Below are 25,410 nucleotides of genomic sequence, written 5' to 3'. Positions count from 1 at the left end.
TAGCAGGCTATCGAAACAATAGCGCCTTTCTATGGTGCCCGCCGCTGGAGCAAACCCTCCTGGACCCACTGTTTCAGCCAGGTAACCGCTTGCAATGGCGCGCCCTCCTGGTAAGTGACTGCCAACTCGGCACACAGTTCGGAAAAACTCCAACCGTTGGCGACCATGCCTGTCAGCGCGCAGGCTTGCGCCGGTTCAACGCTGCGGTATTGGCAGACATTCTGATGGCGCCAGACCAGGCACACCTGCGCCAATGGCAGGGCTTCGCTGCCGGGAAAGTCCCACTCGCCCTTGCTCGCACGCCAGATGCCCAGGCTGTTGAAATCACACAGCACCTGCTGCACCGACGGCACCAACTGCACCTGCAGCCCTGGCCAGTCTTCGGGCGGCAGCGTTGCCATGTCTTGCAGGGTCAACGGCTCGCCCTGCGGTGCATCAAAGGCCAGGGTGAATGCCCATTCGAGCCGCGCCAGCTCGGCAGGCGCCAAACCTTGCTCGCCATAATGCTCAACGATAAACCCGGGGAACCGCTCGCCAAACCAGCGCAGGCTGTAATGGGCCGAGGGATAACGGCGGGTATAGGCCGAACCCAATGCTGCAAACTCCTCGTCCCCCAGCCAATACCAGACGGCGCCGAAGTCATCGCGCAGCACTTCCTGCAATCGGGCGTGATAGGCGTTGTGGTAAATCGCCAGGCCCGTCTCGACATCCAGGGTCGGGCCGCCGATCAAGGTGGCGCTGAAGCTGTTGCTGGCAGTGGAAGACTCGGCCAGCAAATGCCGCTCAAAGGCCAATTGCCAATCGATCAGGCGCATAACGCTCTCCTGTCCAGCGCGCTCGCGCCCAGTTCGCGGGCCTTGTTCAACTCGTCGAGCAGCTCCTGGAAAGGCGGGAAATGGTCATCGCGTTCGAGCAAGGTCGAGACTGGCCCGAGGTGCTCCAGGGTCCGCTGGTACAGCGCCCACACCGGATCGCATACCGGATGGTCATGGGTGTCGATCACGTAGTCGCCGTAATCCATATGCCCGGCCAGGTGCAGTTGGCGGATGCTTTCGGGCGGCAGGTTGCGGATAAATTCCCAGGCGTCGAACCCGTGATTGCGCGAGCTGACGTAGACGTTATTCACGTCCAGCAGCAACTGGCAGCCGGTGAGATGGGTCAGGGCGTTGAGAAATTCCCATTCGGTAAACTCATCCGCCTTGGAGCGCACGTAGCTGGAGACGTTTTCCAGCACGAAAGGACGCTGCAACACATCCTGCACCTGCCGTACGCGAGCGGCGACGTGGTACAGGCTTTCTTCGGTGTAGGGCAGCGGCAGCAAGTCATGCAACTGGTGCGCGTTGCCACGGCTCCAGCACAGGTGATCGGAAATCCACGCCGGCCGGATGCGCTCGGAGAGCTGCTTGAGTTGTTTCAGGTAATCGGTATCGAGGGCATGGGGCCCGCCGATAGACAGGGACACGCCATGCATCACCAGGGGATAACGCTCGGCTATCGCATCCAGGTAGTACAAGGCCTTGCCGCCCTGCACCAGATAATTCTCGGAGATCACTTCGAACCAATCCACAGCCGGCGATTGTTCAAGGATCTGCTGGTAGTACTCGCTGCGTAAACCCAGGCCGTAACCCAGACTCGGAAGGGAAGCGGACATAAAAACACTCCTGGGGAAAGTGTCCGCAGCGGAGGGGGTGCCCGCTGCGGTTGCACTCAGTTGTCGGTTATTCGCCGACTTTGCCGCCTTTCTGATCGCACATCGCCTTGCTCATCGACAGGAAGCCCTGGCCTTTGCAAGAACCCATGCCTTTGCAGGCGTGGTCTTTGGTTTTGCAGTCGTTCTGGCCTTTGCAGGCGTTGACGCCATAGCAATGGACCTGAGCGTCTGCTGCCTGTACCTGAGTGGCAACACCGGCAAACATGCCAGCAGCGGCGATAGCGAGGGCGGCACCAGCAGCAGCGGATTTGATGTTCATTGTGTATTCCTCATGATCGGTAGTGGAGCCGGTCTGAACGGATTGTTCAGTCTCGACATAGCACTAGAGTGAGGTCCCCCCATGGCGTTACAGCGCGACTGAAAAATTTATTCCTCGAGTTTCAATAGCGGCTCCTGGAACCGCAACAAGCGCCCCGCATTCCCCAGCACCAGCAGCGTACTGAGGTTGTGCAGCACCGCCGCAATCATCGCTCCCGCCGCGCCCAGCCAGCCAAATGCGGCGAACACCACGATCGCCAGCGTCCAGCCCAGACCGATGATCACGTTGACCTGCAACGTGTGCCGGCACTGGCGACTCAAGCGCACACAGGTGCCCAGGCGCCGCAGGTCGCTGCCGATCAGCACCACGTCCGCCGATGCCAGCGCGATATCCGCCCCGCCCGCGCCCATCGCCACACCGACCACACCCGCCTTGAGCGCCAACGAATCGTTGATCCCGTCGCCCACCACCATCGGCCGGAAACCGCTGCCGATTTCCCCCAGCACGCGATTGAGTTTGTCCTCCGGCAAAGCCTGGGCTTCGACGTCGCTGATGCCCACTTCCAACGCCAGGCTGTCGGCCACGCTCTGGCGGTCGCCGGTCAGCAGCAGTTGGCGCCCCAGGCCCAATTCACGCAGCTCTTTCATCGCCTGGCGCGCTTCAGGTTTCACGCTGTCCGCCAACAACAGCCAGGCAAGGAACTGCCCGTTCAACGCAAGCCCGGCAATCGGGCCGTCGTGATTGGGGACCGCCGTGGTCGTGATGCCCAGTTGCTCAAACAATTCCGGCCGGCCGAGGGCGGCTTCGCCCTGCCCGGTCTGGGCGACCACACCGAGGCCCTGGCGCTCGCGAATATCCGACAACACCAGCATCTGCTCTTGAGTCGCCAGCCCCGCCAATGCCCGGCTGACCGGGTGGCTGCTGGCCGAACCGAGGCTGGCCGCCAGGTTGAGCAGCACTTGCCGATCCGGCTCGCGGGTGTCGATGGACTGCAAACGCAGGGTGCCAAACGTCAGGGTGCCGGTCTTGTCGACCACCAGCGACGTCAGGTCCGCCAGCTCTTCGAGAAACGCAGAGCTGCGAATCAGAATGCCGTGACGCGCCGCCACCGCAATGCCCGCAATCGCCGTGGCCGGAGCCGACAACACCAAAGCACACGGGCACGCCGCCACCAGCACCGCGAGCATCGCCTGGGCGTCATTGGTGACAAACCAGGTGACCGCCGCCAGCAACAGCACCAGCACCATGTAGCTGCCGGCGTAGCGCTCCAGCAATCGGGTGATCGGCGGCTTCGAACGTTCGGCGCTCTGCATCAGGGCGATGACTTTGCCCAGCGTCGACTCATTGCCAGTGCGGGTCACTTCCAGGCGCAGCAAACCGTCGAGGTTGATCGCGCCACCAAACACCTGCACGCCGACACTCGCTTCCAGCGGCACCGATTCACCGGTAATCGGCGCGGTGTCCAGGCTGGCCTGGCCCGACAGCACCACGCCGTCGGCGGGCACGCGGTCACCGGCACGCACTTCGACGATATCGCCGGTCTTCAGGATGCCGTTGTCCACTTCCAGGATCGTCCCGTCCGCCTGCACCAACCGTGCGTGGCTACGGGTCAGCTTGCCCAGGGCATGAATCGCTTCCTGGGAGCCGATGACGCTGCGCTCTTCCAGCACATGGCCGAAGATCATGATGATCGGCAGCAGCGCGGCGGTCAGCAGGTCACCGGTAGCCCAGGCGCCGAGCATCGCCAGCGCAATGAGTTGGTCGGTGATGCCATGCAAACTTGGATACCGCAGGCTGTACCAGGCCGAGCGCATCACGGGCACGGCCACCAGCAATGAGGCGACGCCCAACAGCAGTTGGCTCACGCCGGTCTGGTCCGGCGCCAGCCAGCGCCATACCAGGCCCAGGCTGAGCAGGCCCAGGGCGAGCATCGCCAGGGTCAGTTGCCGGGCGGCGCTGCGTTGTTCGGCCGACGAGAGCATCGGGGCTGCGTGGGCGGTCATTGTTCGGCTCCCTGAATGATCAGGCGGGAATCGTCTTTAGGGTCAACCGTGGTCACGGAGCCGGCCTGCCCGAGAATCTTCGGCAGGCGTTCGCGGTAGAGGCGCAGCAACAGGCCGGGGTCGTTGACCTGGGCCAGGCTGGCGACGGTGGCGGTTTGGGCCTGGGCGTTGGCCAGGCGCTCGCTGGCCTGGGCGTGAGCCACCTGCACGGCGCGATCAGCGTCCTGGTTGGCGGTCTGGGTGAGTTTTTCGGCGTCGGTGCGCGCATTGGCCACCGCCTTGTCGGCTTGCTGGCTGGCGGTCAGCACTGCGTTGAAGGCATTGACCGCCGGGCCCGGCAAGCTCGATTGCACGTCGACCCGGGTGACTTCGATGCCCAGGCCAAGGCCGGTGGACGCCAGGTCAGCCAGGCGTTGATTGATGCCGCGCACCAGGTCGCCACGCAGCCGTTCGCGGCGTTCGGCGGCCTGGTTGTCGGCGCCGATCAACTCGGGGCGCGCCACCAGAATCGTGTCCAGATCCCGCGCCGCAGTCAGCACCACGGCGCTGCGAGTGACCAGTCGATCCAGCGCGGGCAGCACGTGATCGCCCTGCAACACAAACGCGTAGGGCTCGGTGACCTTGTAGAAGACCCGCACATCCAGTTGCACCACGCCGGCATCGCCGGTCAGCAGGTAACCGGAGCCGGCCAGGGCATCGCTCAGCGGTGTGGCAAAACTGGCCACGCGATCGGCTTGGGTGGCCGCATCGGAACGCAGCAGGTTTTCCACCCGGCGCTCAATCACCCGGTCCGCGGCGGGCAACAGCACCACTTGCTCGAACGGACGCGGCCAGGCCAGCAGCAGCCCGGCATTCTGGATCCGGTCCAGCGCACCGAAGTGCAACACCACGGCGCGGTTCTGCGGGTCGATCTGGCGTACGTTGGAAAACGCCCACGCCAGCGCCGCCAATACCGTCACCGCATACAGCGCCAGGAACGTCAGCCGTCCAGCCTGGATCCACGGGCTGTCGAGGCTTTCCCGCTCACTCATGGCTGCACATCCTTCGGCCCATCCACCAGCGCGCGGAAAGGCGCGGCATCGGTGCGCAGGATGATCTTGGTGCCCGGCGTGACCACTGTGCCAAGGGTGTCGAGGGAACGCAGCAGGTTATACAGCTGCGGATTGCCGGCGTAGGCACGGCCATAAATCTGCGCGGCTTCGACCCGGGATTGCGCTTCGATGTCGGCGGCTTTCACCGTGGCGTCGGCCTGGACGATTCGCGCATCACGCTCGGCGGCCGAACGAATCTGCGCCGCTTCACGCTTGCCCACGGCGGTTCGTTCCGTGGCGATGGTCTCGCGCTCGGCGCGCATGCGGTCGACGGTGGCGGCGAGGGTCACCGAGGGCAAGGTCAGCCGTTCAACGCCCACCTGCACCACACGCACGCCATAGGTGGTGAGCAATTGTTGATCAATCTGCTGGCGCAACTGCGCTTCAAAATCGGCAATGCGCACCTGGCTGGCATCGGTGTTCACCAGGTTGGCCAGGTCGAAACTGGCGGCGGTGGTTTCCAGCGCCGAGCCGACAAAGGTACGAATCTGCCGCGCCGCTTCATCCGGCTGGTTCTGCACCGCACGCATAAAGCGCTGCACGTTGTCGGGGTCGCCCTGCACCTGCCAGGCCACGTAGGCCTGCACGATGATCCGCAGGCCATCGCGGGTGCCCACATCCTGCAAACCGCTGGAGGTGGTGCGCAGGCGCAGGTCCACCGGAATCGCCGCCTCGAACGGCGCCGGCCAGCGCCATCCCAGGCCCGGCTCCAGCAATACCCGCGACGGGTTGCCGAAGCGAGTAATCACCGTGGCTTCACCGGAACGCACCTGCACCAGGCTCGCCGCGGCGACCGCGAACAGCACCAGCAATACCGCCCAGCCCATACGCCGCCAGGGGAACGGGCCGGCTTCGTGTTCATCGCCATGATGGTGATGATGGTGGCCGTGGTGGTGACCATGGCCTGCGTGATCGTGAGAATGAGCGCTCAACAGATGAACTCCTTATTGAACGGCTTTACGCGGCACCGCAGGGTCGGCCGGTAAGGTAAAGGAACGCAGATCGATGGTCGGTGCGCCACTGGCGCCCAGGCGATGATCAAGAATGAGTAACTTGGCGTGGGCCAGGCCCTGGCTCAGTTGGCTCAGGTACTGCTCCAGCACGAAGGCCTGGCCGGCTTGTTGATAGGCCTTTTGTTCGGCGCTGAAGCGCAGGTCCGCCGCTTGGGCGCCGGCGCTGACTTCATGGGCCGTGGCCTGGGCTTGGTCACGGGCGGTACTGGCTTGCAGCAACGCCTGGTTGGTCTGCTCACTGGCAGCGCCGCGCTCCCGGGAAATCAGCGCCTGGGCGCCGATCTGCGCAGCTTGCACCGCGTGGTAGGCATTCGCCGCACCGGAGGGCGGGTGAATGGCTTCCACCACGGTGGCGAGAATTTCCACGCCGCTGTCGAGTTTCTTCAGGTCCGCTTGCACCGCCTGGCCAATTTCATCGGCGAGGCTGTTGCGTTCCTCACCCAGCAATTCATCAAGGGTTCGCGAGGCAAACTCGTGGACGAGGATGCGGCTGGCGGTGCTGCGGATCAGCGTGGGCACATCGGCGCTGTTATAGGTGGCGGCGAGTGCGGCCTGGTCGGTCAAGCCGATGCGGTACACAAAGCGCACGTCCATATTGACGATCTGGAAGCTCTGCTTGTCGCCGCTGCTGCTGGCGATCACCTGGGATTTGTCATTCACATGGCTGGCGTCCCACAGGCGGTTGGCGATCAGCGGCGCCGGGCCCTCGGCCGGAGCGACGTCGGTGTTTGCCGCTTCGCCAACGCTGGTGGCCAGCTCATGGACCACGCCGTTTTCCACGTTCAGTACGCGACCCAGCGGCCACGGCAAACCGGCATGCAGGCCAGGCCCGAAGACCTCCACCGGCTTGCCAAAGCGTTCATAGATCCCACGGCTTTGCAGGGCGACTTCATGCACGCCGGTCAGCAACCAGCCTACGGCCAGCACCACCACCAGCACTGGCAGGAATGCCCGGCGCATGTAGGTGAAGGCCCAGATCTGCCGCAGGTCGATGCCGAAACGGTTGTGCAGTTCGTGCTGCAAGGCGAGCAACGGTTGCGGCGGCCAGCGCAGCATCCCGGCGATAAAACTTTGCGCCATCAGGCGCGGTTCAAGCCGCTCCTGGCGCGGGCTGAACAGCGACAGCAGGCCTCTCAGCAGAAACTCCAGCGCCACCAGGGCCGGCAACAGGCCGATCAACACGGCCAGGCGCAGAGGCCACACGGACTCTTCACCGGCAAACAGCAGACAAATCGCACTGATCACCAGGCAGATAATCGCCACCCGGCTCAGTTGCGCCAGTTGCACCGCTTCCGGCCATTGGGCGGTGCTTTCCTGGGCCATGCGCCGTTCAAACACCAGCAAGCCGAACGCCAGTGCCAAGGCAATGGCGGCGCCCACACTGGCAGCCTGGCCCAACGCCGCGGCGGGCAAGGTCAGGCTCCAGAATTCCAGAACGCTGAAGAATGCCAACAACGACCAGCCGCACAGCCAGAACACCGGTGCGCCAATCTGCACCAGCAAGCCGTTACCGACGCGACCGAACTGCCGGTTTAGCCAGCCAGGTTCTTCTTGTGGCAGCGGCGGTTCGATCAGCCGTGCAGCCGGCTCCTCCAGCGCCATGGCCCGCCAATCCGCGACCCACCACGCCGATTGCAAGCCAGCCACCAGCACCAGCAACGCCGAGGCGCAGTTGATCAGCACCACCGGCCAGATCGACAGCGGGGCGAACAGCGCCACAAACAGCGCCAGCATCCAGCCGCCGACCGCCAGCACCGTCAGGCCAATGCCGGCCTGCCTCAACCGGCGGGCATGAAACAACCCCTGCTGAAAACGCGGCAGCCCTTCGATGGCCACGTCATCAGCGTCTAGATCCACTCGCATCCCCAAACGCCCACCCAGAAACAATTAGTTACTCTATAACCCGAAGCGTGAAATTTTTGTTTGGTTTCACACAGATAGTGACGAAAGCCCCAGAAACACGAGCCATCACTGGTTTCAGCGGTGATAAATCGGCACACTCCCCAGAGTTTTTCGCGGGCTTACGGACAAGGAAGCGTCACTCCCCATGATTTCGATCTATCAGCTTAAACCGCGTTTTCAGAACCTGCTGCGCCCGCTGGTGCAGCGCCTCTACGACAACGGCACCACCGCCAACCAGATCACCGTGCTGGCCGGGGTGGTTTCCCTGCTGGTGGGATTGCTGATTGCCGGCTTCGCACAACATGTGTGGCTGTTTGCGCTGATCCCGCTGTGGATGATCCTGCGCATGGCCCTCAATGCCATCGACGGCATGCTCGCCCGGGAATTCGGCCAGCAATCGCGACTCGGCGCCTACCTCAATGAACTGTGCGACGTGATCGCCGACAGCGCACTGATCCTGCCGTTTGCGCTGATCCCCGAGGTCAGCCTGGCGCCGGTATTGCTGGTGACGCTGCTGGCGGTGTTCAGCGAATACGCCGGCGTGCTCGGGCCGATGGTCGGGGCTTCCCGGCGCTACGACGGCCCGATGGGCAAGAGCGATCGGGCGTTTGTGCTCGGGGTGCTGGCCACCGGCGTAGCGCTGGGCTGGCTGGGTGCCGGTTGGGTCGATGCGGTGATGTGGCTGGTCGCGGCGTTGCTGGCCTACACCCTGGTCAACCGCGTGCGCCAAGGCTTGAAAGAAGAAACGAACACCTCCCCTTCTGCATAAGGATTTTGCGATGCGTGAACAGCAAGAGCACACCTTCAGCACCCATGACGGGGTGGAGCTTTTCTACCGTCATTGGCCCGCCACCGCACCCGCGGGCTTTGCGCCGCGCAAGGCGATCTTGCTGTTCCATCGCGGCCACGAGCATTCCGGTCGTATCGCCCACCTGGTGGACGAGTTGAACCTGCCGGAGTTCGACTTCTTCGCCTGGGACGCCCGTGGCCACGGCCAATCCCCCGGCGCGCGCGGCGACAGCCCGAGCTTCGCCACCAGTGCGCGGGACGTGCAGACCTTCGTTGACCATATCGGCGCCACCTACAACATTGAGGAAGAAAACCTCGCGGTGATCGCCCAAAGCGTCGGCGCGGTGATCGCGGCCACTTGGGTGCACGACTACGCGCCGAAGATTCGCTCGCTGGTACTCGCCTCCCCCGCATTCAAGGTCAAGCTCTACGTGCCCTTCGCCCGGCCGGGCCTGGCGTTGATGCGCAAGTTTCGCGGCAACTTTTTCGTCAACAGCTACGTCAAGGCCAAGTTCCTGAGCCATGACCCGGAGCGCGTGGCGTCCTACGACAGTGATCCGCTGATCACCAAAGCCATCTCGGTGAATGTACTGTTGGGCCTGTACGAAGCGGCCGACAGGGTTGTAGCCGATGCCCAGGCAATTCAGGTACCGACCCAACTGCTGATCTCCGGCTCGGACTTTGTGGTGCACCGCAAACCCCAGCAGCAGTTTTTCGACCGCCTCGGCAGCTTGAAGAAAGAGCTGCACATCCTCCCCGGCTTCTTCCACGACACCCTCGGTGAACGTGATCGTGCCGTGGCCTTGAGCAGCGCCCGGCGCTTTATCCTGCAGAACTTCGAACACCCGCTGGACCGCGCCTCCTTGCTGGATGCCGACAGGATTGGCCTGACCTGCGCCGAATCCGAGTCCCTCGCCGCGCCGTTGCCACGCAACTCCCTGCGCGACCTGTACTGGCGCATGACCCGCGCCAGCATGGGCCTGGGCAGCAAACTGTCGGATGGCGTGAAGCTCGGTTTCGACACCGGCTTCGACTCCGGCAGCACCCTGGACTACGTGTACCGCAACAAACCCACCGGCAAAGGCGGGCTGGGGCGGATGATCGACACCAACTACCTGAACTCCATCGGCTGGCGCGGTATTCGTCAGCGCAAGTTGAATGTGGAAGAGCTGCTGCGCCTGGCGATGGCCAAGCTGCGGGACGAGCAGCGGGAAGTGCGAATCGTCGACATCGCCGCCGGGCATGGTCGGTACATTCTGGAAGCCTTGCAGGGCGTTTCGCCGTTGCCGGAATCGATCCTGCTGCGGGACTACAGCGACATCAACGTGCGCGACGGTGGCGCGCTGATTCGTGAAAAAGGGCTGGGGGATATCGCCCAGTTCGTCAAAGGCGATGCGTTTGACCGGGCGGACCTTGCGGCGCTGGAACCCAAGCCGACGCTGGCGGTGGTGTCCGGGCTATATGAACTGTTCGCGGATAACGCGATGGTCGGTGGCTCGCTCGCCGGCTTGGCCGAAGCCGTGGAGCCCGGTGGTTATCTGGTGTACACCGGCCAACCGTGGCACCCGCAACTGGAACTGATCGCCCGCGCCCTCACCAGCCACCGCCAAGGCCAGGCCTGGGTAATGCGCCGGCGCAGCCAGGCGGAAATGGATCAACTGGTGGAAGCCGCCGGTTTCCGCAAGATCACCCAACGCGTGGATGAGTGGGGGATTTTCAGCGTGTCCCTGGCACAGCGAGCCTGACCCATGCGTGAACCGGGCCTGTTGAAACCGGCGGTGCTGTGGCTGCTGCTGTTGGCGCCGCTGTTTTTCAGCACCTACGGCTTTGCCACGTGGGTCACCAGCCAGCGCAGCGACGTGGGCACGATGGTGTTCGGCTGGGAAACCCATATCCCGTTCTGGGCCTGGACCATCGTGCCCTACTGGTCGATCGACCTGCTCTACGGTTTCTCCCTGCTACTGCCAAGCACCCGCCATGAACTGAAACAACATGCCTTGCGCCTGCTGACGGCCCAAGTGATTGCCGTCACCTGCTTCCTGATCTGGCCCTTGCGTTTCACCTTCGAAAGACCGGAGCTGGACCGCGTGTTTGGCTGGCTGTTTGCGGTACTCGCCGGGTTCGACAAGCCGTTCAACCAGGCGCCGTCATTGCACATCGCGCTGCTGGTGGTGCTGTGGATAATGTATCAGCGGCATAGCCAGGGCCTGTGGCGCTGGCTGGTGCATGGCTGGTTCGCGTTGATCGGCCTTTCGGTGCTGACCACTTATCAACATCACTTTATTGACTTACCCACAGGCGCCCTCGCCGGCTGGCTGTGCGTGTGGCTGTGGCCGCTGGAACATCCGAGCCCGCTGCTGAATGCCCAGCTGACCAGGGACCGCCAGCGTTGGCGGCTGGGGCTGCGCTATGGCTTCGGGTCGCTGGTGTGTTTGATCCTGGCGTTTTCCCTTGGCGGCGGCTGGTTGTGGCTGCTTTGGCCGGCGGTATCCCTTGGCTTGATGAAGGCGAATTACCTGGTACTGGGCGTTGCAGGATTTCAGAAACGCGCCGACGGACGACTCACTCCGGCGGCGCGCTGGTTGTTGGCGCCTTATCTGGTGGCTGCCTGGATCAATTCCCGCCTGTGGACACGTAGACATCCACAGCCCGATCAGGTTGTGGATAACGTTTGGCTGGGGCGAATTCCCACCAGCGGTGAGCTGGGATCATTCAAGGCGGTGGTCGATCTGTGCGCCGAATTGCCGATTAATCCACAGGGTCGCGCCTACTACAGCCTGCCAGTGCTCGACCTCACGGCGCCCACTGCAGCGCAATGCGTGGAAGCCGCCCAAGCGATAGAGCGGCTACGCTCAGCCGGACCTTTGCTGGTGTGCTGCGCCCTCGGTTACTCACGCAGCGCCACCGCCGTGGCTGCATGGCTGCTGCATACCGGGCGCGCAGGCAATGTCGACGAGGCGGTGGCTATTATTCGTACAGCACGCCCACGTGTGGTCCTGCATTCCGCTCACCGTGAAGCCCTGGAGGGTTTAGCCCATGCCCGCTGATATGGAATTACAGGTCGTCGCCAGCCTGCTGCGGCGGGGCCGTTCCCTGGATCAGTTATCCACAGGCCTGACCTTGCTCGGCGTACTGTTCGGCCTCGCTCAACTGCTGATGGCCAGCATCACGCCGGTCTGCCTGATCCTCAGCCTGTGGATGATTGTGCTCGGGCTGCTGGAAAAATATTGGGCGTTGCGGGTGGCCTTCGACGCCGACCTGTTCGCCCTGCTCGCCCGCGACACCGACCGCACGCCCGACTTCGACCAGGCCATGCAAACCCTTGGCCTGCAATCCGCCAAACGCGCAGGCCGCCCCTGGACCGAGCGCCGTCGCGGCGCCCTGAAACTGTTGCGCAAGCAAGCCTACCTGCTGGCGGCGCAAGTGCTGCTGACCGTGGCCGTCATCCTGGCCAGCCCCTGGCTGCCCTTCGCCGGATAAGGAATCCTCATGTTCGAACCCGTGGTCGCCACCCTGATTACCTCCATGGCCCGCACCGTCACCGGCGCCCGCAGCCTGTGGCTTGGCTGCGCGCCGGTGCCGGTGCAACGCATCTACTACGCCAACCACAGCAGCCACGGCGATTTCGTGCTGCTGTGGGCCTCGTTGCCGCAGAACCTGCGTAAATTCACCCGCCCGGTGGCCGGCAGCGACTACTGGAACACCAGCGCCCTGCGCCGCTACATCATCAACCGGGTGTTCAACGGCGTGCTGATCGACCGCGAGCGCAAGGACCCTGTGGATAACCCTCTGGCGCCGATGCTTCAGGCCCTGGAAAACGGCGACTCGCTGATCATCTTTCCCGAGGGCACGCGCAACCTGGAAGACGGCCTGTTGCCGTTCAAAAGCGGGCTGTATCACCTGGCCAAGAGTTATCCACAAGCCGAATTGATCCCGGTGTGGATCGCCAACCTCAACCGGGTCATGCCCAAGGGCCGTGTGCTGCCGCTGCCCTTGCTGTGCACCACCAGCTTCGGCGCACCGCTGCAACTGGAGGACGGCGAAGACAAGGCGCTGTTCCTCGCCCGCACCCGCGACGCCTTGCTCGCCCTTGCCCCGGAGCATTCCTGAGATGGATAGCCAAACCCTGATGTTGTTCGGCGGGATCGGCGCGATCCTGGTGCTCGCCTCGCTGATCGGCCTGATCCTCAAACTGCGCACCCGTGGCACACCCAACGCGGTGATCGACAACCTCAACGCCCGCATCAATGCGTGGTGGGTGATGGTGGTGGTGATTGGCATTGCGTTCTGGCTCGGCACCGGCGCGGTGATCCTGCTGTTTTACGCCGTGTCGTTCTATGCCCTGCGGGAATTCCTCACGCTGACACCCACCCGGCGCAGCGATTACCCGGCGCTGGTGGCGGCCTTCTACCTGGCGCTGCCGCTGCAATACCTGCTGATCTACTTCGACTGGTACGGGCTGTTCTCGATCTTTATCCCGGTGTACGTGTTCCTGCTGCTGCCGATCCTCGCGTCACTGGGCGGCGACAGCACGCACTTCCTGGAACGGGCGTCGAAAGTGCAATGGGGGCTGATGATCGCGGTGTTCTGTGTGTCCTTCGTGCCGGCGCTGCTGACCCTGGATATCGTCGGCTACGAAGGCCGCAACCTGCTGCTGATTGCCTACCTGGTGATCGTGGTGCAACTGTCGGACGTGTTGCAGTACGTGTGCGGGAAGCTGTTCGGCAAACACAAGATCGCGCCCAACCTGTCGCCATCGAAAACCGTGGAAGGGTTTGTCGGCGGGATCCTGCTGTCATCCCTGATCGGCGCGGCGCTGTGGTGGACCACGCCGTTCAATCCCTGGCAGTCGTTCCTGATTGCGCTGTTGATCAACCTGCTGGGGTTTGCGGGCGGGATTGTGATGTCGGCGATCAAGCGCGACCGGGGCGTGAAGGATTGGGGGCACATGATCGAGGGCCACGGCGGGATGCTGGATCGGCTGGATTCAGTGTGTTTTGCCGCGCCGATCTTCTTTCATCTCGTGCGCTACTGGTGGACCTGACGACCACCTTCCTCCCCAAATCCACACAACCCCAGTGGCGAGGGAGCTTGCTCCCGCTGGAGTGCGCAGCGCTCCCAGGATTTTGGGGCCGCTACGCAGCCCAGCGGGAGCAAGCTCCCTCGCCACAACAAGCGTCCTTATCACAATAAGAAAGCACCAGCCGGGAAGGTGCCCCCGGCGTCATTATCTGATCGTTCCCACGCTCTGCGTGGGAATGCATCCGGTGACGCTCCGCGTCACGACTTTAAAGCGGACGCGGAGCGTCCAGGGCGGCATTCCCACGCGGAGCGTGGGAACGATCTAGCCGGGAAGGTGACTCAGCGGCAACGCCCCGGGCGTCTTCACCGTCTGAATCGCGAAGTTGCTGCGGATATCACTCACCCCCGGCAACTTCAACAAGCTCCCTGTCAGGAACCGTTCATACCCGCGCAAGTCCGGCACCACCACTTGCAGCAGGAAATCCGACTCCCCCGACACCAGAAACGCCGAAATCACCTGGGGCAGCGCCGTCACCGCCAACCGAAACGCCTCCGCCTGTTCGTCGTTATGCCGCTCCACTTTCACCCCGACAAACACCGTCAGCCCCAACCCGACTTCATCCCGGTCCAGGCTTGCCTGGTAACCACGAATCACCCCGGCCTCTTCCAGCAGCCGCACACGCCGCAAGCAGGGCGAGGCCGACAGGCCAATCTGGTCCGCCAGTTGCACGTTGCTCAGCCGGCCATCCCGTTGCAGGGCTTCAAGAATCTTGCGGTCAAATGCGTCCAGCTTCAGATTTGGCATAAGTGAAATGTTTCGCCCGAAAAAAGTGGCAGATTGTGCCAAGACTAGACGCTTTTCCGGCTGACTACGCAAGCACCTGCCCCGGCCTTCACCTCTAAAATTGCCCTACGAATCACCTACCGCAAGGGGCAGGCACATGGCAGAACTCTGGTTGTTTTCAGTCGCGTTGGCAGTGGTGTACCTGCTGCCCGGCCCGGACATGATCCTGCTGCTGCAAACCGGCGCCCGCCAGGGCAAGGCGATGGCACTGGCAACCGCAGGCGGCTTGGGCTTGGCGCGAGCCTGCCACGTGGCGCTGGCGGGGATGGGCCTGGCGACCCTGTTCAAGGTCGCACCCTGGACCTTCGATGTGGTGCGCCTGGGCGGTGCGGCGTATCTGCTGTGGATCGGCGTGCAGTGCCTGCGCTCAAACCTGCTGCCCAACCTGAACGCCGAGCACAGCACGACGCCGGCGCATGCCTGGTGCGAAGCCTTCCAGCGGGGTTTGCTGACCAACCTGCTCAACCCCAAGGCGCTGCTGTTCTGCTCCGTGCTGCTGCCGCAATTCATTGATCCACATGGCGCATCGGTGACTGCGCAGTTTGGGCTGCTGGGGGCGATTCTGGTGGCGGTCGGCCTGGGATTCGACAGTTGCTATGGATTGGCCGGCGCAAGAATCGGCCGCTGGCTGGAACGCAGCCCGTCCGCCCAGCGCCTTCAGCAATGGCTGTTTGGCAGTCTTTTGATCGGTTTTGCGATACGCCTCACCTTCGTACAGCAAGCCTGAGCTTTGCAGCGCATTTGCCGTCATCTTTTGTATCAAAGAGACGTGTAAGATACGCGACACATTGCCAGGGATGCTCACCATGTTTGATTCGTTAAAAGCGACCAGCCGCCGTTTTTTCGGGGCCTTGATCTCAGTGGTGAGTGTTCTGTTCAGCGCCGTTCGATGGCTGGCGCGCAGCCTGTTCGGCCAGTGGCAGCCGCCGCGCTGGCTGCAAGCCACAGGCAACGGCCTGGTCAACGTCGGCCACAAGGCCCGGGCTTATCCGCGCCAGGCTGCGGGCGGCGCGCTGGCCCTGGTACTCGTGCTGGCCGCGGGCTTTTACGGCTGGCACTGGTATTCCCACCTGCCACAGCCCCACACCGTGGGTTATTCGCTGCACAAGCCCAACCTGACGGATTACACCCAGCCGCAGCCAGTTGTGGATAACTTGCAGGTGCGCTTCGCCGAATCCGTGGCCCCGCTGGCGGCCATCGGCAAGCCGGTCACCGAAGGCATCACCCTCAAGCCTGCCATCGCCGGCGCCTGGCGCTGGGCGGATGACCGCAGCCTGGTGTTCACCCCGGAAAAAGACTGGCCCGTCGACGCCCACTACACCATCGACCTGGCCAAGAAAACCCTGTTGGCCGACGGCGTACTGCTCAGCCAATACACCAGCCAATTCTCCACCCAGCCGTTCCGCGCCACCTTGACGCAAAACGAGCTGTACCAGGACCCGAGCAACCCGACGCAGAAACAGCTGGTAGCGACCTTCCACTTTTCCCACCCGGTAGACGAAGACAGCGTACGCAAACGTGCCTCGGTCGCCCTCGGCAAAGGCTTGGCCTACCGCGACGCGCAACTGCCCAATCGCCCGGAAATCACCTTCGACGAACACAAGCTCAACGCCTTTGTGCGCTCTGCCGCCCTGGCCACCCCACTGGAAAGCACCCCGGTCAGCGCCAAGCTCGATGAAGGCCTCAAGGCCCGTGATGGCGGCAATCCCAGCTCGGCGCCGCTGGTGGCCGAAGTCACCGTGCCCGGCCGCTATCGCCTGACCTTTACCGGCGCCGAAGTCAGCTTTGTCGACAACGAGCGCGGCGAACCCGAGCCGGTGTTGATGTTCAGCAGTTCCAGCGCCGTGGCCGACGAGACCATCGCCAGCAAGGTCCAGGCCTGGATGCTGCCGGAAAAAGCCGAGGACGATACCCGCCCCTGGAACCTGCAAGACATCGACGACAAGCTGTTGGCCAGCAGCACCAAGGTCAAGCTGACCCACGTGCCGAGCGTCGAACCGCTGAACACCCTGCACGCCTTCAAGTTCAAGGCCCCGCCGGGCCGCGCCCTGTATGTGCGGGTGCCGGCCAACCTGGAAGCCATCGGCGGCTACCTGGCGAAAAATCCGACAGCCTCTCTCGTGAGCATGCCGGCTTATCCACGCACGCTGCAGTTCCTGTCCGACGGCGCCCTGCTCAGCCTCACCGGCGAAAAACGCCTGGGCTTCATGGCCCGTGGCGTACCCGGCGCCCATGTGGAAATCGCGCGCCTGCTGCCCAACCAGTTGCAACACCTGGTGGACCAGAGCAGCGGCAGCTTTGCCCGACCGAATTTTGCCAATGACTACTTCGACCGGATGGTGGAGCGTCAGAGCCTGGACATTCCGCTGTCGGCTGGCGACCCGTCGAAAACCGTCTACGACAACGTCGACCTGAGCAACTACCTCACGGCCAACGGCGGCCGCCGGGGGATTTTTGTGCTCAAGCTGAGCCCGCAGGACGACCCGGCCGATCGCACCTTCGACTACTCGCGCAACACCACCAGCGACCTGCGTTTCATCGTGGTCACCGACTTGGGCATCATCGCCAAGCGCTCCAGCGATGGCAGTCACGATGTGTACGTGCAGTCCATCGGCAACGGCTCGCCGGTGTCCGACGCCCAGGTCGATATCATCGGCCGCAACGGTTTGCCGGTCGCCAGCGGCCATACCGACGCCGAAGGTCACGCGCACTTCGCCAAGCTGGATGAACTGCGCCGTGAGAAAACGCCGTTGATGTATGTGGTCAGTCGCGGCAATGACCAATCCTTCCTGCCGATTGCCCGTCAGTCGCAACAGCTGGATTTGTCACGCTTTGATGTAGGCGGCCTGGAAGAGGACGGTGCGATCAATCGCCTCAGCGCCTACCTGTTTACCGATCGCGGCCTGTACCGGCCCGGCGAGACCGCGCACCTGGGCATGATCGTGCGCAGCGGCGACTGGAAAGGCGCCCTGCAAGGCCTGCCGGTTGAGTTGCAGATCACCGACCCCCGTGGCCTTGAGGTGATTCGCCAGCCGTTGAAACTGTCGGCCAGCGGTTTTGAAACCTTCGATTTCCCAAGCAGCGAAGTAGCCCCATCCGGCGATTACACCGCGACCCTGCAACTGATCGGTGAGAAGCAGCGTCGTACCGACCTGGGCAGCGTCAGCTTCAAGGTCCGCGACTTTGAACCGGACCGGATGAAAGTCAGCCTGAGCCTGCACGATACACCGGTGCTGGGCTGGATCCCGCCGGACCAGGTGGTGGCCAAGGTTACCGCGATGCACTTGTTCGGCGCTCCGGCGGCGGGTCGTCGCGTCACGGCGAAAATGTCTCTGAGCCCGACGCTCGCGGCCTTTGATCGCTACCCGGATTACCGCTTCCGCCTGAATGACTCGCTGGAAGAAGCCAGCTCCGAAGACCTGGCCGAAACCACCGTCGACGACAGTGGCCAGGCGGTGCTGGACCTGAACCTGCAACGCTTCGCCAACAGCACCTACCGCCTGCAAGTGATGACCCAGGTGTACGAAGCCGAAGGCGGTCGCAACGTCGCCGCACAAAGCGCATTGCTGGTGTCGGCGGCGCCGTACCTGGTGGGTGTGAAGAGCAAGGATTCGCTGTCTTTCGTCGCCAAGGACGCCCCGCGTGAAGTGCAATGGCTGGCCGTGGCGCCAGACCTTACGCCAGTCGCAGTCGACGGCCTGACCAGTGAAGTGGTCGAGCACCGCTACGTCTCGGTGCTGGTGAAGCAATCCAACGGCACCTACAAATACGAGTCGCGCATCAAGAACATCAGCCAGCCTGCCTCGCCGCTGGTGATGACCAAGGACGGCGCCAAGCAAACCCTGAACACCGGCACCCCGGGCGATTTCACCCTGCAACTCAAGGACGCCAACGGCAACCTGCTGAACCAGATCGACTACAGCGTCGCCGGCCGGGGCAACACCTCGCGCTCCCTGGAGCGCAACGCCGAACTGCAACTGCGCCTGGATAAACGCAGCTACGCCACCGGTGATGAGATCGCCATCAGCATTCGCGCGCCGTACACCGGCGCCGGGTTGATCACCATCGAGCGGGACAAGGTCTACACCCAGCAGTGGTTCAAGGCCGACAGCACCAACAGCGTGCAACACATCCGCGTTCCTGCGGGGCTTGAGGGCAATGCCTACGTCAACGTGCAGTTCGTACGGGACATTGGTTCGTCCGAGGTCTACATGAGCCCGCTGTCCTACGGCGTAGTGCCGTTCAGCATCAACCTCGACGCGCGGCGCATGGCGCTGAAAGTCGAAGGCCCGGCGAAGATCGAGCCGGGGCAGACCCTGGATATCAAGGTCAACGCCGACCGCCCTGGCCGCGCAGTGGTCTACGCGGTGGACGAAGGCATCCTGCAAGTGGCGCGCTACCAGACGCCGGACCCGTTGGGCTTCTTCTTCCAGAAGCGTGCACTGGAGGTCGGCACCAGTCAGATCCTTGACCTGATCCTGCCGGAATTCAGCCGCCTGCTCAGTGGGGCAGCGCCGGGTGGCGATACGGAAGGCGCCCTGGCCAACCACCTCAACCCGTTCAAGCGTAAACATCAGCCGCCTGTGGCCTGGTGGTCTGGCCTGGTGGACTTGCCGGCCGGTGAAACCGTGCTGCATTACCAGGTTCCGGACAGCTTCAATGGCAAGCTGCACCTGTTTGCGGTGGCCGTGGACAGCGACAGCGTGGGCGTCAGCGAGGCCAACACCGAAGTGCGCGGGCCGCTGGTGATCACGCCGAACGTGCCGGCCTTTGTCGCACCGGGGGATGTGTTCAGCGTCAGCGCCGGGGTGTTCAGCAACCTGGACGCGGCGGCGGACGTGAAGTTTGAAGTGCAGACCAGCGATGGCCTGCAGGTGCAAGGCGACAAGGCCAGCACCCTGGCCCTGCAACCGCGCAAGGAAGGTGTTGCCGAGTTCAAGATCAAGGTTGGGGAAACCCTAGGCTCGGCCGACTTGCGCTTCGTCGCGGTGCTGCCGGATGGCAAGCGTATCCAGGTGGCGGAAACCACTTCGATCCGACCCTTGAGCGAGCATCGGGTGGCCCTGAGCCTGGGCCGTTTCGACAGCGCCAGCAAAGAGCTGAAACCGACCCGCGAGCTGTTCAGCCAGTTGCGCGATGTGCAGTTGGGCGTCGCCGCTTCGCCGCTGGTATGGGCCAACGGCCTCAAGCATTACCTGGATGACTATGGCTACGCCTGCACCGAGCAATTGGTGTCCAAGGCCATGCCGGCGTTGATCTGGGGTGGTAACGCGCCGGAGGCCGAGCAAGCCTTCAGCGGTGCGGTGCGCATGCTGCGTCAACGGCAGAACCAGGCCGGCGGTTTCGGCTTGTGGGCGGCCAACCCGGATGTGGCGCCGTATGCCAGCCTGTACGCCACCGACTTCCTGATCGAAGCCAGGGAGCGCGGGCTGCCGGTGCCGGAAGACCTGCTGCAACGTTCCAACGCGTACCTCACCGACCTGGCCAACGGCCCGAGCGAAGGCCTGTCGGAATTGCGCAACCGCGCCTATGCCAGTTACCTCCTGAGCCGTCAGGGGATTCTGGTGAGCGGCGCCTTGAGCGATATCCGCGAGCGCTACGAAAGCTACTTCAAGGACACCTGGCAGAACGACATTGGCGCGGCGTACCTGGCCGCCAGCTACAAGCTGCTCAAGCAGGATCGTCAGGCCGATACCTTGTTCCGCAAGGTGCCGTGGCTTTCCCTGTCGGATAAATGGAACAGCGACGGCCTGTATTACGACCCGCTGGTGCACGACGCCGAGCACCTGCATTTGCTCGCACGGCACTTCCCGGAAATGCTCGACGATGTGCCGACAAGCCTGCTGGATAAACTCGGCAAGCGTCTCAACGAGCAACGCTACAACTCGCTGTCGGCGGCACTGTTGCTGCGGGCCCTGGACAATTACGGCCAGCGCGCCCAAAGCGACATGACCCTCAAGGCCACCGCATGGCTCAGCGACAAGCAGCAACAGTTGTTGCAGATGGCCGGCCAGCCGCCACGTGCGGCGGTGCCTGCCGGTACGCAAAAACTGCAGATGGAAAAATCCGACGGCCCGGCGGCGTTCTACATGCTGAGCGAAGCGGGCTATGACAAGGGCGCCAACCTCAAGCCGATCAACAGCGGCCTGGAAATCATCCACGAATACCTCGACCTCAAGGGCAATCCAGTCAGCAAGGTCGCGGTAGGCGATGAGTTCCTGGTGCGCCTGCGCTTGCGGGCCACCGACCGTGATCAGGTGCAGCAAGTGGCCGTGGTCGACTTGCTGCCGGGTGGTGTCGAGCCTGTGTATAACTTGCCGCCGGAGCCGGAAGCGGCCAGCACCGAGGAAAGCGAAGGCGACGATTCGGAGTACGTTGAAACCGGCGAAGACACCGAAGAAGCCGACGCCTGGCAGGCGCCGATTGGCGAGACCGACTTGAGCAACTGGCAACCGGACTACGTCGACGTGCGTGATGACCGAGTGGTGTTGTACGGCACCGCGCTGCGGGATGTAGGCACCTTCGTGTACCGCGTGCGCGCCACCAACGCCGGTACCTTCAATACGCCACCGGCCTACGCCGAGGGCATGTACGAAACCACCCTGCAAGGACGCGGCAAAGTAGGCCAGCTTGAAATTACCAAGCCTTAAAAACCTGACGCCGCTGCTGGCAGCGGCGTTGATTCTGGCGGGGCTGCGCTTGTGGCCCCATGCACCGCTGGAACAGGCGGCCAGTTCATCACGGGTGGTTTTGGCCGATGACGGTTCGCTGCTGCGCATGACCCTGGCGGCTGACGGGCAATATCGCCTGTGGCTTCCCCTGGAACGGATTTCTCCGTCACTGGTTGAGGCGTTGCTGCTCAAGGAAGACCGCAATTTCTACTGGCACCCGGGGATCAATCCCCCGGCGTTGCTGCGGGCGGCCATGGCCACCTATAGCGGCGGCCAGCGCCAGGGCGGCTCGACCTTGAGCATGCAGTTGGCCAGGCGCCTGTGGGATCTCAATACCCGCCAGGTACCCGGCAAGCTGCAGCAGATGGCCCTGGCACTGTGGCTGGAGGCGCGTTACAGCAAGCACGACATCCTTGAGGCCTACCTCAACCTGGCGCCCATGGGCGGCAATATCGAAGGTGCCGAAGCGGCCAGCCGGATCTATTTTGGCAAGTCAGCGGCGCAGTTGTCCTTGTCTGAAGCCCTCGCGCTGGCCGTGATTCCCCAGCAACCGGGTCGTCGGGCGCGCTTTGGGCCTTCCCTGCAAACCGCCCGGCAACGGCTGATGGCCGACTGGCGGGAAACTTATCCACAGGACCCGCGTAACGACAGTTTGCTGGACCTGCCGCTGGAAGCCCGCAACCGCCAGCAGATCCCGTTTCTCGCGCCGCACCTGAGCGAACAGTTGCTGGCCTCGCAAACCGGCAATGAGTTGAACAGCACCCTCAACCTGGCGCTGCAACAATTGCTGGAACGGCTGATCACCGGCTTCATCGCCGAGCGCCGCAGCAGCGGTGTGGAAAACGCCACGGCGATCCTGATCGACAGCCGCGACCAGAGCGTAAAAGCCCTGGTGGGCTCGGCAGACTACTTATCCACAAGCATCCACGGCCAGGTCAACGGCGTGTTGTCGCGGCGCTCGCCGGGCTCCACCCTCAAGCCATTCCTGTATGGGCTGGCGCTGGACCAAGGGGTGATCCACCCCATGAGCATCCTCAAGGACATGCCGAGTAACTTCGGCTACTTCCAGCCGGAAAATTTCGACGGCAGTTTTGTCGGTCCGGTGACAGCCCGCGACGCGCTGATTCGCAGCCGCAATATTCCGGCGGTGTGGCTGGCCAGCCAAACCCGCTCACCGTCACTCTACGGATTGCTGCAACGGGCCGGGATCAAGGGCCTGCGCGGCGAAAGCCATTACGGCTTGGCGCTGGCCTTGGGCGGCGGCGAGATGACGCCCGAGGAGCTGGCGCGGCTGTATGTGATGCTGGCTGGTGACGGGCATTTGCGGCCGCTGCGCTATTTGCAGGAACAGCCGCAAACCACTGGCGCCCAGCTACTCACGCCGCAGGCCGCGTTTATGGTGCGCGACATGCTGCGGCGCAACCCGCGCCCGGACGGGCTGCCGGGGCGCCACTGGCGTACGGCCTGGAAGACCGGCACGTCCTGGGGTTTTCATGATGCATGGAGCGCCGGCCTCGTAGGCCCGTACGTGCTGGTGGTGTGGGTGGGCAACTTCGATGGCCGTCCGAATCCTGAGTTTATCGGTGCGAAAACTGCGGCACCGTTGTTCTTCCGTATCGCCGACGCCCTGCCGCTGGCCTTGCCCAATGTGGTGATCAAGCCCGACAAGCCGCCCGCCGGGCTGATCCGCATCGACGTCTGCGCGGCCTCTGGTGACTTGCCCAACCGTTGGTGCCCACGTACCCGCAAGACCTGGTACATCCCCGGCGTGTCACCGATTCGGGTGTCCAACCTGCACCGCCCGGTGCTGATCGACACCCGCACCGGCAAGGCCGCGTGCCCGCCGTTCGACCCGCAGTACACCCGTGAAGAAGTCTTCGAGTTCTGGCCCAGCGATGTGCAGCGGCTGTTCCGCGCCGCCGGACTGCCCCGGCGTACGCCGCCCAATGTGCAGAAAAGCTGCCAACCCAACCGTGTCGGCGATCAAAGCGAAGCGCCACAGATTCGCTCGCCGCTGACCCAGGTCAGCTACCACCTGCGCCTGTCCCAGCCCCAGGAAAGCATCCCGCTGAACGCCAACGCGGCCAGTGATGCACTGACGCTGTATTGGTTCGCCGACCAGACCCTGATCGGCCAGGGCCCGCCGCAAACCACGCTGAACTGGCGGCCGGGTAAGTCGGGGGAGTACCGGTTGCGGGTGACTGACGATCAGGGCCGCAGCGCCAGCCGAGGCTTGAAGGTTGAGTTTGTACCCTGATCAGGCGTCTTCGTCGCCTAAACCGGCAGTGCCGGCATCTTTTGCGAAATGCTTGTACGCCACCCCCAGCTTGCGTTGCTCAAAGATCGAAAACACCAGGGTGCCCAGCAGAATCATCATCCACACCAGGAACACCTTCATGGTGTCCACCTGGGCCACCACCAGCAGCAAGGTCACTACGCCGCCAATCACCATGCCCAGGCCCATCCAGGCGCCCAGCACGCGGCCTACCGCCAGGCGCATGCCCGTGGGCAGCAAGAGCCGCAGCGCGAGCAACACCACAAACATCGTCAGCAAGAAGCCAAACGCGGCCATGAAAGGAATCACGAAGCCATTGTCACGGTACAACCAGGCCAGAAACCGATAGGCGGGATTCAGCTCTGCCATTTGCTGGTAGGTGGCGGGGCCCGGCAGATGCAGTTGGGCAAAATGTTCCGGCGTCATGGCCATGATGCCGACGCCGATCAAACCCACCACCACCGCGTAGAAACCACCGGCGCGCCACAGCGGCGCCAGCACACGGCGGTTTTCCACCTCCTTGGTCTCGGCCAGGCCGAACACCGCGTCAGGTTGCCGGCCCTGGGCAATCACCGTCTTGCCCGCACGCTCGCAGGCGTCGCCAATCAGCATCACCTGCATATCCTGGGTGAGGAGCAGTTCGCCCTGGCGGCGGGAGCTGCTGATCCATTCATGGTCGTCAGGGCGCTTCTTGCCGAACAGGTCGATACCCTCGGCAATCACTGTCACTTCACCGGTGGCGTCCTGCAGGCGGAAGTCATTGCAGCGAGCCTCGGCCGAGACCTGGCTCCAGCTCCAATCGCCATCCTTGTCTTTGGTGCCTTCTTCGATGACCCACACGTAACCGGCGCAAGGCTTGCCGTGGACCGGGGAGATCAGCGGCGTGTCGACGATCACCTTGCCGTTCACCTCCACCAGCCCCATGGCCAATGAGCGTATCTGGCTGGTGGCCAGGCGCTGTTCGGTGCGATAGAAATTGGGGCCGAAGCTGGCCAGCAGTCCGATCAGGATGCACACAGGAAAAAACAGCGCCACCAGGATCGTCGGGGCGTAGACCATCAGGCCAATAAAGCCGGCGAGAAAGACCAGTGCCACCAGGGTTTTCCACGCTGGTTTTTTTGTGACAACCCCTGCCTGGGTGGTTTTCATGCCCCCGGCACCTCAAGCTTTACGCCGTCGTAGCGGGTTTCTTCGGCGCTGATGGCCAGCAGCGGAATGCGCTGATAGCCGAGCATCTTGGCGAAGAACAGATCAGGAAAAATCGCGATGGCGATGTTGTAGAGGTTGACCGACTCATTGAAGAACTCGCGACGGTCGGCGATGCGTTCCTCCACTGCCGAGATCGCCTGCTGCAACTCGACCATGTTGGGGCCGGAGATCAGCGTCGGATAATTCTCGGCCACTGCAATCACCGACTTGAGCGCCGTATTGAGCTGGTTGGAGGCATCGACTTTATCGGTGAGGCTGCTGGCGTTGAGGTACGCGGTGCGGGCGTCGCTGAGGCGGGTGAACAGCGCGTTCTCATGGTTCATGGCGGTTTGCACCACGCGCATCAGGTCGGGAATCTGGTCTGCCCGCTGCTTGAGCAGCACGTCGATGTTGGCGAAGGCTTTATCCACATCGTTGCGGCGCATCACCAGGCCGTTGTAGACCCCCACCAGCCAGCCGACCAGGCCGACGACAATAATCAGCACGACGATACCGGCGATCAGCAGTTCGATGTTCATGGCGGCGGCATTCCCTGGCTAGTTATCCACAGGGCGCATTCTAGGGGTAAAGCAGGGGAATACTCCCGGAATTAGTCCACAGAAACGGCAAGACCCGATGCTC

Annotated in this window: 19 protein-coding genes; 9 read left to right on the top strand and 10 right to left on the bottom strand. The window is 63.3% G+C overall.

Annotated elements, in window-relative coordinates; genetic code table 11:
* Window positions 1–29 precede the first annotated feature (29 nt).
* From HX807_RS18840 to hflK (HX807_RS18810), 7 genes are all read right to left on the bottom strand, one after another.
* Window positions 30–815, bottom strand: coding sequence for a DNA-binding domain-containing protein (locus HX807_RS18840; protein WP_177050693.1), 786 nt, complete (start codon window positions 813–815; stop codon window positions 30–32).
* Window positions 806–1,651, bottom strand: coding sequence for a DUF692 domain-containing protein (locus tag HX807_RS18835; protein ID WP_003213501.1), 846 nt, complete (start codon window positions 1,649–1,651; stop codon window positions 806–808). The genes HX807_RS18840 and HX807_RS18835 overlap by 10 nt, the downstream gene beginning before the upstream one ends.
* Before the next feature lie 67 nt (window positions 1,652–1,718).
* On the bottom strand, window positions 1,719–1,970 hold the full coding sequence (locus tag HX807_RS18830; RefSeq protein WP_003213503.1) for a hypothetical protein: 252 nt from the start codon (window positions 1,968–1,970) through the stop codon (window positions 1,719–1,721).
* A 107-nt stretch (window positions 1,971–2,077) separates the two neighbouring features.
* Complete coding sequence (locus HX807_RS18825; protein WP_008439522.1) at window positions 2,078–3,973, bottom strand: cation-translocating P-type ATPase; 1,896 nt, start codon at window positions 3,971–3,973, stop codon at window positions 2,078–2,080.
* Window positions 3,970–5,004: a protease modulator HflK gene (gene hflK, locus HX807_RS18820; protein ID WP_177050691.1), complete on the bottom strand. Its 1,035-nt coding sequence runs from the start codon at window positions 5,002–5,004 to the stop codon at window positions 3,970–3,972. The genes HX807_RS18825 and hflK (HX807_RS18820) overlap by 4 nt, the downstream gene beginning before the upstream one ends.
* Complete coding sequence (gene hflC, locus HX807_RS18815) at window positions 5,001–5,999, bottom strand: protease modulator HflC (RefSeq protein WP_161635746.1); 999 nt, start codon at window positions 5,997–5,999, stop codon at window positions 5,001–5,003. Before hflC ends, hflK (HX807_RS18820) begins: the two co-directional genes overlap by 4 nt.
* Window positions 6,000–6,008: 9 nt before the next feature.
* Window positions 6,009–7,940: a protease modulator HflK gene (gene hflK, locus HX807_RS18810; RefSeq protein WP_177050690.1), complete on the bottom strand. Its 1,932-nt coding sequence runs from the start codon at window positions 7,938–7,940 to the stop codon at window positions 6,009–6,011.
* A gap of 184 nt (window positions 7,941–8,124) precedes the next feature.
* Here hflK (HX807_RS18810) and HX807_RS18805 point away from each other — a divergent pair, with 184 nt between their 5' ends.
* Genes HX807_RS18805 through HX807_RS18780 form a run of 6 tightly spaced genes read left to right on the top strand, consistent with a single transcriptional unit; the run spans window position 8,125 to window position 13,812 of the window.
* Window positions 8,125–8,748: a CDP-alcohol phosphatidyltransferase family protein gene (locus HX807_RS18805; RefSeq protein ID WP_102370198.1), complete on the top strand. Its 624-nt coding sequence runs from the start codon at window positions 8,125–8,127 to the stop codon at window positions 8,746–8,748.
* Between the two features lie 10 nt (window positions 8,749–8,758).
* A complete protein-coding gene (locus HX807_RS18800; protein ID WP_177050688.1) occupies window positions 8,759–10,513 on the top strand; it encodes a bifunctional alpha/beta hydrolase/class I SAM-dependent methyltransferase in 1,755 nt (584 codons plus the stop codon).
* 3 nt (window positions 10,514–10,516) lie between these two features.
* Window positions 10,517–11,815 carry a phosphatase PAP2/dual specificity phosphatase family protein gene (locus tag HX807_RS18795; RefSeq protein ID WP_177050686.1) on the top strand — a complete coding sequence of 433 codons (1,299 nt, stop codon included), beginning with the start codon at window positions 10,517–10,519 and terminating at the stop codon, window positions 11,813–11,815.
* On the top strand, window positions 11,805–12,248 hold the full coding sequence (locus HX807_RS18790) for a hypothetical protein (RefSeq protein ID WP_003213520.1): 444 nt from the start codon (window positions 11,805–11,807) through the stop codon (window positions 12,246–12,248). The genes HX807_RS18795 and HX807_RS18790 overlap by 11 nt, the downstream gene beginning before the upstream one ends.
* A 9-nt stretch (window positions 12,249–12,257) precedes the next feature.
* Window positions 12,258–12,878: a 1-acyl-sn-glycerol-3-phosphate acyltransferase gene (locus HX807_RS18785; protein ID WP_003213522.1), complete on the top strand. Its 621-nt coding sequence runs from the start codon at window positions 12,258–12,260 to the stop codon at window positions 12,876–12,878.
* Between the two features lies 1 nt (window position 12,879).
* On the top strand, window positions 12,880–13,812 hold the full coding sequence (locus tag HX807_RS18780; RefSeq protein ID WP_003213523.1) for a phosphatidate cytidylyltransferase: 933 nt from the start codon (window positions 12,880–12,882) through the stop codon (window positions 13,810–13,812).
* Window positions 13,813–14,112: 300 nt separating this feature from the next.
* Here the strand turns inward: HX807_RS18780 and HX807_RS18775 are convergent, their stop codons facing one another.
* Entirely contained in the window at window positions 14,113–14,586 is a 474-nt protein-coding gene (locus HX807_RS18775) for an Lrp/AsnC family transcriptional regulator (RefSeq protein WP_177050785.1), read from the bottom strand.
* A gap of 145 nt (window positions 14,587–14,731) precedes the next feature.
* Here HX807_RS18775 and HX807_RS18770 point away from each other — a divergent pair, with 145 nt between their 5' ends.
* From HX807_RS18770 to pbpC, 3 genes are all read left to right on the top strand, one after another.
* Window positions 14,732–15,361, top strand: a complete 630-nt coding sequence (locus tag HX807_RS18770) for a LysE family translocator (RefSeq protein WP_177050684.1) — start codon at window positions 14,732–14,734, stop codon at window positions 15,359–15,361.
* A gap of 79 nt (window positions 15,362–15,440) precedes the next feature.
* Window positions 15,441–21,284: an alpha-2-macroglobulin gene (locus tag HX807_RS18765; protein WP_177050682.1), complete on the top strand. Its 5,844-nt coding sequence runs from the start codon at window positions 15,441–15,443 to the stop codon at window positions 21,282–21,284.
* Complete coding sequence (gene pbpC / locus HX807_RS18760; RefSeq protein WP_177050680.1) at window positions 21,265–23,562, top strand: penicillin-binding protein 1C; 2,298 nt, start codon at window positions 21,265–21,267, stop codon at window positions 23,560–23,562. The genes HX807_RS18765 and pbpC overlap by 20 nt, the downstream gene beginning before the upstream one ends.
* Here the strand turns inward: pbpC and HX807_RS18755 are convergent, their stop codons facing one another.
* Both HX807_RS18755 and HX807_RS18750 read right to left on the bottom strand, forming a co-directional pair.
* Window positions 23,563–24,729 (bottom strand): hypothetical protein, encoded by a 1,167-nt coding sequence (locus HX807_RS18755; protein ID WP_177040971.1) that lies wholly within the window; start codon window positions 24,727–24,729, stop codon window positions 23,563–23,565.
* Entirely contained in the window at window positions 24,726–25,307 is a 582-nt protein-coding gene (locus HX807_RS18750; RefSeq protein ID WP_003213535.1) for a LemA family protein, read from the bottom strand. The genes HX807_RS18755 and HX807_RS18750 overlap by 4 nt, the downstream gene beginning before the upstream one ends.
* Window positions 25,308–25,410: the final 103 nt, after the last annotated feature.

It is taken from the genome of Pseudomonas sp. D8002 (assembly GCF_013385695.1).
In the GTDB taxonomy this organism is placed as follows: domain Bacteria; phylum Pseudomonadota; class Gammaproteobacteria; order Pseudomonadales; family Pseudomonadaceae; genus Aquipseudomonas.
The sequence above is the reverse complement of the archived record's forward strand: the minus strand, read 5'-3'. Positions and strand labels throughout refer to the sequence as shown.